Annotated in this window: 12 protein-coding genes; 1 reads left to right on the top strand and 11 read right to left on the bottom strand. The window is 60.7% G+C overall.

Features of this window, described 5'->3' with window-relative positions; genetic code table 11:
• Window positions 1-24 precede the first annotated feature (24 nt).
• The 7 genes from ACCAA_RS19090 to ACCAA_RS19060 form a co-directional block, all read right to left on the bottom strand.
• Window positions 25-162, bottom strand: coding sequence for a hypothetical protein (locus tag ACCAA_RS19090; RefSeq protein ID WP_186408841.1), 138 nt, complete (start codon window positions 160-162; stop codon window positions 25-27).
• A 79-nt stretch (window positions 163-241) separates the two neighbouring features.
• Window positions 242-1,099, bottom strand: coding sequence for a carboxylating nicotinate-nucleotide diphosphorylase (gene nadC, locus ACCAA_RS19085; RefSeq protein ID WP_186408840.1), 858 nt, complete (start codon window positions 1,097-1,099; stop codon window positions 242-244).
• A 112-nt stretch (window positions 1,100-1,211) separates the two neighbouring features.
• Window positions 1,212-3,020, bottom strand: a complete 1,809-nt coding sequence (gene recQ, locus ACCAA_RS19080) for a DNA helicase RecQ (protein WP_186408839.1) — start codon at window positions 3,018-3,020, stop codon at window positions 1,212-1,214.
• 97 nt (window positions 3,021-3,117) lie between these two features.
• On the bottom strand, window positions 3,118-3,849 hold the full coding sequence (locus ACCAA_RS19075; RefSeq protein WP_186408838.1) for a UDP-2,3-diacylglucosamine diphosphatase: 732 nt from the start codon (window positions 3,847-3,849) through the stop codon (window positions 3,118-3,120).
• Between the two features lie 48 nt (window positions 3,850-3,897).
• A complete protein-coding gene (locus ACCAA_RS19070; protein ID WP_186408837.1) occupies window positions 3,898-4,389 on the bottom strand; it encodes a peptidylprolyl isomerase in 492 nt (163 codons plus the stop codon).
• Complete coding sequence (locus tag ACCAA_RS19065) at window positions 4,386-4,970, bottom strand: peptidylprolyl isomerase (RefSeq protein WP_186408836.1); 585 nt, start codon at window positions 4,968-4,970, stop codon at window positions 4,386-4,388. Before ACCAA_RS19065 ends, ACCAA_RS19070 begins: the two co-directional genes overlap by 4 nt.
• Window positions 4,967-5,995: a nuclear transport factor 2 family protein gene (locus tag ACCAA_RS19060; protein ID WP_245754686.1), complete on the bottom strand. Its 1,029-nt coding sequence runs from the start codon at window positions 5,993-5,995 to the stop codon at window positions 4,967-4,969. The genes ACCAA_RS19065 and ACCAA_RS19060 overlap by 4 nt, the downstream gene beginning before the upstream one ends.
• 166 nt (window positions 5,996-6,161) lie before the next feature.
• Here ACCAA_RS19060 and cysS point away from each other — a divergent pair, with 166 nt between their 5' ends.
• Entirely contained in the window at window positions 6,162-7,535 is a 1,374-nt protein-coding gene (gene cysS / locus ACCAA_RS19055) for a cysteine--tRNA ligase (RefSeq protein ID WP_186408834.1), read from the top strand.
• A 65-nt stretch (window positions 7,536-7,600) separates the two neighbouring features.
• On the opposite strand, the gene ACCAA_RS19050 is transcribed toward cysS, so the two are convergent.
• From ACCAA_RS19050 to grpE, 4 genes are all read right to left on the bottom strand, one after another.
• Window positions 7,601-8,743, bottom strand: a complete 1,143-nt coding sequence (locus ACCAA_RS19050; protein WP_186408833.1) for an ABC transporter substrate-binding protein — start codon at window positions 8,741-8,743, stop codon at window positions 7,601-7,603.
• Between the two features lie 177 nt (window positions 8,744-8,920).
• Window positions 8,921-10,039, bottom strand: coding sequence for a molecular chaperone DnaJ (gene dnaJ / locus ACCAA_RS19045; RefSeq protein ID WP_186408832.1), 1,119 nt, complete (start codon window positions 10,037-10,039; stop codon window positions 8,921-8,923).
• A 68-nt stretch (window positions 10,040-10,107) separates the two neighbouring features.
• Window positions 10,108-12,033, bottom strand: a complete 1,926-nt coding sequence (gene dnaK / locus ACCAA_RS19040; protein ID WP_186408831.1) for a molecular chaperone DnaK — start codon at window positions 12,031-12,033, stop codon at window positions 10,108-10,110.
• 98 nt (window positions 12,034-12,131) lie between these two features.
• The gene (gene grpE, locus ACCAA_RS19035; RefSeq protein WP_425394503.1) at window positions 12,132-12,695 is read right to left on the bottom strand and encodes a nucleotide exchange factor GrpE; all 564 of its coding nucleotides are present in this window, start codon (window positions 12,693-12,695) and stop codon (window positions 12,132-12,134) included.
• Window positions 12,696-12,716 lie beyond the last annotated feature (21 nt).

Below are 12,716 nucleotides of genomic sequence, written 5' to 3'. Positions count from 1 at the left end.
AAGAGCTGAATCCTGATCTACCGCCTAGAGGTAGATGACGGCCGGAAAGACGGCGGCGGCGAGCAGTAGTACCAGCCATTCCAGATTATGGCGAGCCAGAAATCCCGTGAAGTGCATGATCAGGATCGTGATCGCCAATACGTAAAACAGAGCAAACAGCATCGAATCACCCTTTCTCGTCTTGCGCAGACCACAGCCTGCTTTCGTATCGCTCGTGTCAGATTATATAACGGCGGGCGAACTAGGCCAGAAAACGCATTGACAGGTCGAGAGCCCGAACGTCCTTGGTCAAACCGCCGACGGAGATCCGGTCCACGCCGGTCTCGGCGATGCCACGCACGGTATCCTGGCTGACATTGCCCGACGCTTCGAGTACCGCTCGGCCGTCGGCGATCGTGACGGCGGCACGCATCTGGTCGAGGCTCATGTTGTCGAGCAGGACCATTTCCGCGCCGCCATCGAGGGCTTGCCGCAACTCGGCCAGGGTCTCGACTTCGATCTCGATGAACTGGCAATTGCCGGCCGCGCTCTGCGCAAGCTGCCTGGCGGCGGTCAATGCCGCGGCAATGCTGCCGGCAGCGAGAATGTGATTTTCCTTGATCAGAATCCCGTCATAGAGACCGAGGCGGTGATTGCCGCCGCCGCCACATCTGACCGCGTACTTCTGCGCCAGGCGCAGACCGGGTATCGTCTTGCGCGTGTCTACCACCTGCGCCCGGGTTCCGGCGACCAGTTCGGCATACTGCCCGACCTTGGTGGCTACCCCGGAGAGCAACTGGAGAAAATTGAGCGCACTGCGCTCGGCAGTCAGCAGCGCGCGGGCCGGACCCTCGATTTCGCAGAGTAATTGACCTGCCGCCACGCGCTGACCATCGTCCACCTTCCAGATGATGGTGATCGTCGGATCGAGCTTCGTGAAACAACGATTGAACCAGGCGCTTCCACAGAGGACTGCGTTCTCACGCGCAATGACCTGAGCGCGACTGACCACGTCAGCGGGAACCAGTTGCGCGGTGAGGTCGCCGCTCCCGACATCCTCACTTACCGCAGCAGCGACGTTACGTTCGATTTCCGCTTCGAGCAAGGCGGCAAAGATCATGACGATTCCCGTACACGCAGTGGTGCAAAGCCGTTGATTCTAACACCGATGGGCGTCGCAAGAGCTGGACCTGCTGCCGGACTGGCCGGCAGGCGCTGCGCACGGTCCCTCGTCAGTCTGCTCCGGCGACAATGGCCAGCAATGCCTCGCCGTAGCGGTCTGCCTTGGCCAACCCGATGCCCGGTACGGCGAGCAGGGCCTGTGGTGAGTCGGGGAGCAAGGTGGCTATCTCGTGCAGGGTACGATCGTGCAGAATGACGTAGGCCGGAACCCCCTGCTCGCGCGCCTTTTCGCTCCGCCAGTGGCGCAGCCTGGCAAACAGGGGTGAATCATGGGTCCCCGGAACACTGCTCGGCACCGATTTCGCCCTTGCCCCCTTGGCCTTTGGTCGAGCGCTTTGACGCCGGAGATTGAGCTGAACCTCCCCTCTCAGCACTGGCCGCGCACTGTCGGTCAGCTTCAGCGCTCCGTAAGCGCTGGCGTCCGCGGCAAGCAAACCGCCGGCCAACAGTTGCCGAAAGACCGAGCGCCAGCCCATGTCGTCCAACTCAGCGCCGACCCCGAAGGTCGGCAGGCGATCGTGGCCAAACTGCTGCACTTTTTCCGTGGGCTTGCCGCGCAGGATGTCTATCAGGTGCCCTGCCCCGAAACGCTGGCCGGTACGCAAGGCGGCCGACAAGACCTTTTGTGCCGCCACCGTCCCGTCCCAGAGCACGGGGGGCTGGAGACAGACATCGCAGTTTCCGCAAGGCGTCGCTTCCTCGCCAAAATAGTTGAGCAGGACGACGCGGCGGCACTTGGCCGATTCGCAGTAAGCGAGCATGCTGTCGAGTTTCTGTCGTTCGACGCGTTTCTGTTCGGCGGGCGACGAAGAGTCCTCGATCATCTGGCGATGGATGACCACATCGTTGAGCCCATAGGTCATCCAGGCTTCCGATGGCTCACCGTCGCGGCCGGCACGCCCGGTTTCCTGGTAATAGGCTTCGAGGCTTTTGGGCAGATCGAGGTGGGCGACGAAACGCACGTCAGGCTTGTCGATGCCCATGCCAAAGGCGATGGTCGCCACCATCGCCAGGCCATCCTCGCGCAGGAAGCGTTGCTGATGACGCTGGCGATCGGCGGCCGCCAGCCCGGCATGGTAGGGCAAGGCAGTCACTCCCTGTGCATTGAGCCAGACCGCGGTCTCATCAACCTTGCGGCGTGACAGGCAATAGACGATTCCGGCCGCACCATGATGGGCAGCGAGAAAACTAAGCAGTTGTTTGCGCGGGTTGTCCCGCTCGACGATCGTGTAGCAAATGTTGGGCCGATCGAAACTGTCAACGAACAGCCGCGCTTCCTCGAGACCCAGGCGGGTGATGATTTCCTGCCGGGTCAGGTGATCGGCAGTCGCCGTCAGCGCAATGCGCGGAATGCCGGGAAAGCGCTCGTGAAGTTGCGAGAGCTGGATATACTCCGGCCGGAAGTCATGCCCCCATTGCGAAACACAGTGCGCTTCGTCGATCGCGAAAAGGGCGACCTGGTCGCGCGCGATCAATTGCTCGAGCAGGCCGAGAAAGCGGTCGGTAAGCAGCCGTTCGGGCGCCACGTAGATCAAATCCAGCTCGCCGCGCAGCAAGCGCCGCTCGGTGTCGACCAGCGAGCGAAAATCCTGCGACGAGTTAAGGAACGCAGCCTTGACGCCCACCTGCAGCAAGGCGTCGACCTGGTCCTGCATGAGGGCAATCAGCGGTGAGACGACGACGCCAACCCCCGGCCGCAACAGCGCTGGAATCTGATAGCAAAGAGACTTGCCGCCGCCGGTCGGCATCAGCACCAGTGCGTCACCACCGCCGACGATCTGGTCGACTATCTCAGCCTGTTGACCACGAAAAGACGCGTAGCCGAAAACGCGGCGCAAGAGGTCAACCGAAACATTCATCGCCCGCACAAGTCCAGGGCCGGCCGGTAAGGACGCATGATCCTGTCCGAAGGCGAACGGGTCACAGACGTCCCCCCGGCCGATGCGGGGAGTCGCATCAGCTCAGGGGCTCCCGGACGAGAGCGTCGCCGTTCCAGGACAGACACTCTCCCGCGCCATCGTTCCAGTCCGACAACACCCAACGCTCGACGTGGATCCCATCAACGATGTGATCGTGCGTCGCGGGACGATGCGTATGACCGTGGATCAAGGTCGCGTAGCCATGCGCGCGCAGGAAATCGTCGGCCGTGCCGGAATTGACGTCCATCAGGTAGCCGGCCTTGGCGCGCTTGGCGTTCTCGCTTCCCTGGCGCAGCGCCATGGCAATCGCCCTGCGCTCAGCCAGCGGCCTGGCCAGAAAGGCAGTCTGCCAGGACGGCGGGCGAACGAGCGCCCGAAATGCCTGATACTCATGGTCGTCGGTGCACAGCGCATCACCATGCGAGAGAACGAACTGCCAGGTAGGCAGCGAGAGAACATAGGGGTCCGGCAGCAGGTGCGCACCACTCCGGGCGGCGAAGGTGCCGCCGAGCAGAAAATCCCGATTGCCATGCATCACCGATACCTCGACACCAGCCGCCACCAGCGCGCGCAGCGCGTCGACGATCGCCGCGGCGAATGCGTCATCGGGGTCGTCGAGACAGTCATCGCCCGGCCAGGCTTCGAACAGGTCGCCGAGAATGAACAAGCGCTCCGCAGCACGCGCGCGACCGGCGAGGAAATCAAGGAAGATGCGCGTGACGCCCGGCACCTGCGGCGCGAGATGCAGGTCGGAAGTGAACAGGATCAAGAGCCTACAGACTTCGCAGCGGGCACCAAGAGATCGACAAAGCGCGCGTCAGCAGACTTCGGCGCGCTCGATCACCACGTCCTCTGCCGGCACGTCGCTGTGAGAACCGGAAGTGCCCGTCTTGACGGCCCGGATCTTGTCGACGACCTCGGTTCCCTCGACAACCCTGCCGAAAACGCAGTAACCCCAGCCCTGCGCGTTCGCGGCACGGAAATTGAGGAAGTCGTTGTTCACCACGTTGATGAAGAACTGTGCCGTAGCCGAGTGAGGGTCGGCGGTACGCGCCATGGCGACCGTATAGGCATCGTTCTTGAGACCGTTGTCCGCTTCATTCTTGATCGGCGCGCCGCACGGCTTCTGCTTCATGCCCGGCGTAAAGCCTCCGCCCTGGACCATGAAGCCCGGAATCACGCGATGAAAAATCGTGTTGTCGTAGTGCCCAGCCTCGGCGTAAGCGAGAAAATTTCCAGCCGACAGAGGGGCCTTCTCGGAATCGACTTCGATACCGATCACGCCGAAATTGGTGTGCAGTTTGATCATGGCTTGCCTTGTTTTTTCTCGGGAATGATCCTGACCGACTGAATGATGACCGGTTCAAGAGGGACGTTCTGGTGCATCGAACGGTTACCGGTCGCCACCCTGGCGATCCTGTCTACCACGTCCATGCCTTGTGTGACCTTACCGAAGACCGCGTAGCCCGCACCATCAGGCGATGGATAGTTGAGTGCGGCGTTGTTCCGGTGATTGATGAAGAACTGTGAACTTGCCGAGTGCGGGTCGGCAGTGCGGGCCATGGCGATCGTGCCGCGATCGTTCTTCAAGCCATTCCTGCCTTCGTTTTCCACCTTTCGCGGAGCCGACTTCTGCTCCATGTCGGCCGTGAAACCGCCGCCCTGGATCATGAAGTCCGGGATGACGCGATGGAAAACCGTTCCGTTGTAGAAACCCTCATTAACGTACTGAACGAAGTTCTGGACCGTTTTCGGTGCTTTCTCGGCATCGAGTTCGATCACGATGTTCCCCGTACTGGTCTGTATTTCGACCGTCGGTGCGGCCACGACAGCACAGGAGAACAGAGTGCCGGCGAAAAGGGCGAGTAGCCCGGACGTGGCGCGGGTCATCCAACGCGCTCCTGCTGAATCAGCCATCTACCTCTAGCCTTGACGAAGATAATTGTCTTGCCCACCGAACCCTTGGCCGTTGGCGAGCTGTAATGCTGCTTGAACCGCACGGTCGCCTTGTCACCGTCGAACGACACCTTGAGCTCATCGACCTCGATCAGCAGCTTGTCGGATTTGCCGATGCGCTGGCTACGTTCGGCTTCCCACGCCTTGCGCGACACCCCGTTCGGCGTCTGGAAGTCAGATGCGTAGTAGCCGAGATAAGCGCTGACGTCTTTCCGTGACCATGCACCGGCCCACTCCTGCAAGGCTTTGCTGACCGCAGCCTCATCACCGGAACCCACTGGCGAGGTGCTCGTCGACAAATCGCCTCTGGCCGCCTCGGCGTCGTGTAGCGCTTTCTCGCCGGGCTTTTCCGTCTGGGCGACGGTTGGCCTTGCGGCAGCAAGCGGTGCCACCACCACTGCGACCGCCTTGTCACCTTCAGCGGTCGAGCGCGGCGCGGCGCCCTGTTTGATCGCTGCGCTGGTCGAGGTATTGACCAGTTGCTGAATCATCGACAGCTTGGAGCGGGTGAGCTTGTTCGATGCGTCCAGTTGCAGAGCCTTTTCATAAGCCTGGCTGGCGAGTTTGGCGTGGACGTCGCCCAGATTATCATAGGCCACCGCATAGCCCGGATTCGTCCTGATGGCCATTTCAAGGGCCGTACGCGCCTTGTCGTACTGCTTCTGCTGCGCGTACAGGACGGCGAGGTTATTGTAGGGCTCAGGCAGTTCCGGATAGTCCTCGGCAAGTTTGGCAAACACGGTAACCGCCTCGGTCGAACGTCCCATGTCGGCGAGAATCAGTCCCTTGAGGAATCTTCCCTGGGCATCCTTCGGTTTGCTGGCAATGGCGGCATCGACCTTTTCGAGAGCCTGCGGCAACTGACCCTGCTTCTGCAGACGCTGTGCATCGAGCAGGTCGTCGGCCCTGATAACGGACGCTGCGCTGCCCAGCGCCAGGGCCAGGATCGCGGCCAGCAAGCTTGCCGTCAAAGGCTTCGGGGATCTCGATCGCATCAATAGGGTATACTTCGCCATGCAGCGGTGGGATGTCACTCAAGCAGCCAATTCTAACAAGAAGTGCGTCGAAACCAAAGGACTCCGCAGACGACCCTGTTGGCGCGGAGCACACCCGTGAGCCCGAAAAATGCTGAAAATCTACAACTCGCTGGCAAGGGAAAAGCAGGTCTTCGTCCCGACCACTGCCGGCTGCGCCCGCATGTATGTCTGCGGGATGACGGTCTATGACTACTGCCACATCGGCCACGCCCGCGTTCTGGTGGTTTTTGACGTCGTTCAACGCTGGTTGCGCGCCAGCGGGCTAGCGGTGACCTACGTCCGGAACATCACCGACATTGATGACAAAATCATCAAACGGGCGCTCGAGAACAAGGAAAGCATCAGCCAACTAACGAACCGTTTCATTGGCTTCATGAATGACGACGCGGCGGCGCTCGGCGTTGAAAGGCCGGATCACGAACCCAGGGCCACCGAGTATGTGCCGCAAATGCTTGAGCTGATCGGTCGCCTGGAGAAAAACGGCCTCGCCTACCAGTCGCCCAACGGCGATGTCAATTTTTCGGTGCGCAAGTTTCCTGGCTACGGCAAGCTTTCGGGAAAAGCGCTTGACGACCTTCGGGCCGGCGAGCGGGTCGACGTCGATACGGGGAAAGAGGACCCGCTGGACTTCGTTCTCTGGAAACACGCCAAGGAAGGCGAACCATTCTGGGCTTCACCCTGGGGCAGTGGCCGACCCGGCTGGCACATCGAGTGCTCGGCAATGAGTTCCGACCTGCTTGGCCAGCCCTTCGACATTCACGGTGGCGGCCAGGACCTGCAGTTTCCCCACCACGAAAACGAGATCGCTCAATCGGAAGGCGCGCACGACTGCCGCTTCGTGAATTACTGGATGCACAACGGGTTCGTTCGCGTTGATGACGAAAAGATGTCGAAATCACTCGGCAATTTCTTTACCATCCATGAAATTCTCAAGAAGTACGATCCCGAAGTGCTGCGCTTCTTCATCCTGCGCGCCCACTACCGTAGTCCGCTCAATTATTCCGATAGTCATCTCGACGACGCTCGGCAGGCGCTGACTCGCCTGTATGTCGCGCTGAAGGCAGTCGATGCCGATCTTCTCCCGATTGACTGGGAGGAACCGCACGCGTGCCGCTTCAGTCAGGCGATGGACGATGATTTCAACACGCCCGAGGCCTGCGCAACGCTTTTTGATCTGGCTGCCGAGGTGAACCGCAGCAAGTCCCCCACCCTGGCCAGCCAGTTGCGCGCCTTGGCGGGCTTCCTCGGCTTGCTCAGGCGCGACCCGCAGACCTTCCTGCAGGCAGCGCCGACCAGCAGTGGCGAACTAAGCGTTGAGCAGATCGAGTCGTTGATTGCTGCCCGCGCGGCCGCCAAGAAAGGCAAGGATTACGCGGCCGCTGACCAGATTCGGGCCGAGTTGCTGGCCGCCGGAGTAGTGCTCGAGGATGGCGCCAAAGGAACAAGCTGGCGCCGTGCATGAGGGTGGTGGGAAGTTGAGGCCGCAGGTCCCATCGTTTCCATCCGCCCTTGCCTCGTCCCCGCAAGCTAACGAAGAATCCGGCCACCACTGCCGATGACCGTCAGATCGACAAAGCGCGACCCGCGCCGATCATTGGCCGAGTAGCCGACGCGATAGCCGCCGAGGTCGTGGTTCTGCATGCTTTCCAGACTGGCAACGAGTTTTTCGCGAGTCAGATCCTTGCCCGATTTTCGAATCGCGTCTACCAGTACTTTCGCCATGGCGTAGGCTTCAAGGCCTAAGTACGACGCCTGTCCCGGCTGACCGAGCAGCTTGTGGTAGTCGCGTACCATCGGCAGGGTGTCGTTCCATGGGTAGGGCATGACCTGGGAGATACCGATGCCGCGCGCCTCGTCGCCGAGTTCCTGGACCAGCAGATCGGCTCCGACCGGTGAAAGCGTCATGAACTGCGGCGTCTGCCTGGCCTTCCTCATCTCACGAACGAAGGCCGCGCTCGCCTTGTGCAGGGTGACCATGATCACCGCCTGCGGGTTCACCTTGGCGATGTCCTGCACCGCCTGACCGACTTCAACCGTATTACGTTGCACCGTAGCGACCGCCGACGGCGTCTGATTGTGCTTCTTGAGCTCTGCAACGACGCCGTCGAGGCCCGAATTGCCGAAACCGTCGTTCTGGTAGAAAACCGCAATGTTCTTGAAGCCGAGCGAAACCAACTGGTTGACGATCGCTTCGGTCTCGTTGGCGTAGCTCGCCCGGACGTTGAACATGTAGCGATTGTTGCGGTTGTCCCTGGGCGACTGGCGAAGCGAGTCGGCACCGGAAATGGCTCCTACGAGGGGGACTTTGGCTATTCCGAAGACCTCGTTCATGGCCGCCGTCGTCGGACTCGAACCGTAGGACGCGAGCAAGGCAAAGACCTTTTCCTGGTTGATCAATGCCCTGGTATTGGCAACCGCCCGATCACTCTCGTAACCATCGTCGAGTGCGCGCAGTTCAAGCTTTCTGCCATGGATGCCACCGCTTTCGTTGACCTGGCGAAAATAGGCGTTGATCACCATCTTCATGTCCAGTCCGTAGGGCCCGCTGGGCCCTGAAAACGGCGCGGTCATGCCAATCAGGATGCTGTTGTCGGTTACACCCACCTCACCCGCAACTACGCACCCGACCCAGCTTAGCAGAGCAAACAGTAAGGCCTTGGCCAACCCCATGCGATCGTTCTCCCGTGGTGTGGAAGAGGGAATCGCTGGTCAACGACCCCTGCCCAGCTCGGCAGGTTGGCGAATCAAACTGACACCACCCTTACATGGGCGGGAAAAAGCGCCGTAGGGACTCCTCGCGGAACAAATATCACTTGCTCGCGCCAACGGTCAGCGGTGATCTCGGTCTCAGGTGGCGGCAAAGAAGTCGCGCACCCGATCCATCCAGGACTTGGCGCGAGGGTTATGCTGATCCGAATTTTCTCGACTTGACTCCTCGAGCTCGCGTAACAGTTCCTTCTGCCGCTCCGTCAGGTGGACCGGTGTTTCCACTACCACGTGGCAGAGCAAGTCACCGTGCGCGTGACTGCGTACCCCCTTGATGCCCTTGCCACGCAAGCGAAACGTCTTGCCCGACTGGGTCTCGGGGGGGACCCGTATCTTGGCCGCTCCGTCAAGGGTCGGAATATCGATTTCGCCGCCAAGGGCGGCCGTCGTAAAGCTGATCGGCATTTCGCAGTGCAGATCATTCTGTTCGCGTTGAAAGACCGAGTGCGCCTTGAGGTGAATCTGCACGTACAGGTCGCCTGATGGCCCGCCGTTGACGCCGTGCTCACCCTCGCTGGAGAGCCGTATCCGATCGCCCTCATCAACCCCTGCCGGAATCTTGACCGCCAGCGTCTTGTGCTGCTTGACTCGACCCGCGCCGTGACACGGCGCGCAGGGGTCAGCGATGAAGCGGCCGGTGCCGTGGCACTTCGGGCAAGTCTGCTGTATCGAGAAAAACCCCTGCTGCAGGCGAACCTGACCGCTCCCCTGACACGTCGGGCAGGTCTTCGGCTGAGTACCGGCCTTGGCCCCGCTGCCGCGGCAGGCGTCGCAAACCTCCATCGTCGGAATGCGAATCTTGGTTTCGGTGCCGAACGCCGCTTGCTCAAGAGTGACCTCGAGGTTGTAGCGCAGATCGGCGCCGCGGTAGACATTTGAGCGAGCGCCTCGACCGCCGCCAAAGATTTCGTCAAAGATGCCGCCAAAGGCGTCGGAGAATCCGCCCGCACCCGCAGCACCCATGCCTGCCTGCGGATCGACGCCGGCATGACCATACTGATCGTAGGCCGCACGCTTCTGGCCATCGGAAAGGATCTCGTAGGCCTCCTTGACCTCCTTGAAGTGCTCTTCGGACCGGGGATTGTCCGGATTGCGGTCAGGATGGTATTTCATGGCCAGCTTGCGGTAGGCCTTCTTGATTTCTTCTTCCGAGGCGTCACGGTTGACGCCGAGAATGTCATAAAAGTCGCGTTTAGCCATCAGTCTCTGAGCACTTTGTGGGGCAGTGGGGAGGCGCGATTATACGCCTCGCCCTGAAAGGCAGATGCCTACTTCTTGTCTTTGACTTCGGTGAATTCGGCGTCAACGACGTCGCTGTCGTCCTTCTTCGCCTCACCGGCAGCATGACCCGCCGCACCCTCGGCGCCGTCCGCGTTCTGTTTGGCGTACATCTTCTCACCCAGCTTCTGCGCCGCCGTCCCGAGTGCCTCGGTCTTTGCCCTGATGGCATCCAGATCGGCGCCACGAATCGCCTCTTCGGCTTCCTTCATGGCCGCTTCGATGACCCCCTTCTCGCTGTCGGAGAGTTCCTTGCCATATTCGGCCAGAGACTTCTTGACCGTGTGGATCATGCCGTCGCACTGATTGCGGGCGTCAGCCAGCTCACGCGCTTTCCGGTCGTCTTCTGCATGCAGTTCCGCGTCGCGCACCATGCGCTGCACTTCCTCCTCGTTGAGACCGGAAGAAGCCTGGATCTTGATCTTGTTCTCCTTGCCGGTTGCCTTGTCCTTGGCCGACACGTGCAAAATGCCATTAGCGTCAATATCGAAGGTCACTTCGATCTGTGGCATGCCACGCGGTGCCGGCGGGATGTCGGACAGGTTGAACTGTCCTAGGCTCTTGTTGCCGGAGGCGATTTCACGCTCACCCTGCAACACGTGAATCGTCACGGCGGACTGGTTGTCGTCAGCCGTCGAAAAGACCTGCTGCGCTTTGGTGGGGATGGTCGTATTCTTTTTGATCAGCTTGGTCATCACGCCGCCGAGCGTCTCGATGCCCAGCGACAACGGGGTCACGTCGAGCAGAAGAACGTCCTTGACCTCGCCCTGCAGCACGCCGCCCTGGATCGCCGCGCCGACGGCAACCGCTTCGTCCGGGTTGACGTCGCGACGCGGTTCGCGGCCGAAGAATTCCTTCACCTTCTCCTGCACCTTGGGCATCCGGGACTGACCACCGACAAGGATCACGTCGTCGATGTCGCCGACCTTGCAACCGGCATCCTTCAGCGCGATGCGGCACGGCTCGATGGTCCGCTCGACGAGTTCGTCAACCAGCGACTCGAACTTGGCGCGGGTGATCTTTTGCGCCAGGTGCTTGGGCCCGGAACTGTCGGCGGTAATGTACGGCAGGTTGATCTCGGTCTGCTGGCCAGAAGAGAGCTCGATCTTGGCTTTTTCAGCGGCATCCTTGAGGCGCTGCAGAGCGAGCACGTCGGCCTTCAGGTTGACCCCCGTTTCCTTCTTGAACTCGTCGATGATGTAATCGATGAGCCGCTGGTCGAAGTCTTCACCGCCCAGGAAAGTGTCGCCGTTGGTGGACAGCACTTCGAACTGATGCTCGCCGTCGACTTCGGCGATCTCGATGATCGAAACGTCGAAGGTACCGCCACCGAGGTCATAGACAGCGATCTTCTTGTCGCCCTGCTTCTTGTCCATACCGAAGGCCAGAGCCGCTGCGGTGGGCTCGTTGATGATCCGCTTGACCTCCAGGCCGGCGATCCGGCCGGCATCCTTGGTCGCCTGACGCTGGCTATCGTTGAAGTAGGCCGGCACGGTAATGACGGCTTCCGTGACTTCCTCGCCAAGATAGTCCTCGGCCGTCTTCTTCATCTTGCGCAGCACTTCGGCCGAAACCTGGGGCGGCGCAATCTTCTTGTTGCGCACCTCGACCCAGGCGTCGCCATTGTCGGCTTTGAGAATCTTGAATGGCATCAGGGCGATGTCCTTCTGCACTTCCTTCTCTTCGAAGCGACGACCGATCAGCCGCTTGACGGCGTACAGCGTGTTCCTCGGATTGGTTACCGCCTGACGCTTGGCTGGCGCGCCGCACAGGATCTCGCCGTCTTCGGCATAGGCCACGATTGATGGAGTGGTCCGCGCGCCTTCGGAGTTCTCGATGACTTTCGGCTTGCCGTTCTCCATGATCGCGACGCAGGAGTTGGTCGTGCCCAGATCGATGCCGATGATCTTGCCCATTTTCAGAATCCTTTCAATATCTCAGTAATGTATGGCCACATTCGCTCACTACCGGAATGCCTGGCAATGACCGACAATTGGGGACTATGGCGACGATTTCAAGTCGGGGAACTGCTCGACTTGGCGACGACGACCAGGGCCGGCCGCAAAACGCGGTCGGCCAGCAGATAGCCCTTCTGCAGGACAGTCACGACGGTGTTGGGCTCCTGCTCCGACTCCACGACGCTGATCGCCTGATGGCGATGCGGGTCGAACTTGTCGCCACACGGATTGACTTCGGTCACGGCCGCTTTGTCGAAAGCGGCGGCCAGTTGCCTGAGGGTCAGTTCGGTGCCCGAACGGAAGCTGTCGACGGTGCCTGCGTCGGTGGCCAAGGCAGCCTCCAGGCTGTCTTTCACGGCCAGCAGGTCTCGCGCGAACCGGTCGATGGCGAACTTCGCAGCCTTCGCGATATCCTCCTGCGCACGGCGGCGGACATTCTCGGTTTCCGCTTTCGCACGTAGCCAGGAATCATGGAACTCGGCAGCCTTCAGTTCGGCCTCGCGAAGGGTTTCTTCAAGACTTGGCGCGTTATTTGCTGCCGGATTGCCTTCTAGCGCAGCTTGGAAGGTTTCCGACATTTGCGGCGCAGCAGGTATTTCTTCGGTGTCGTTTACTTGCATAATTGGTATCTCCCAGAAAAC

The organism is Candidatus Accumulibacter aalborgensis (genome assembly GCF_900089955.1).
GTDB lineage: Bacteria > Pseudomonadota > Gammaproteobacteria > Burkholderiales > Rhodocyclaceae > Accumulibacter > Accumulibacter aalborgensis.
This window is presented reverse-complemented; position numbering and strand designations above follow the sequence as displayed.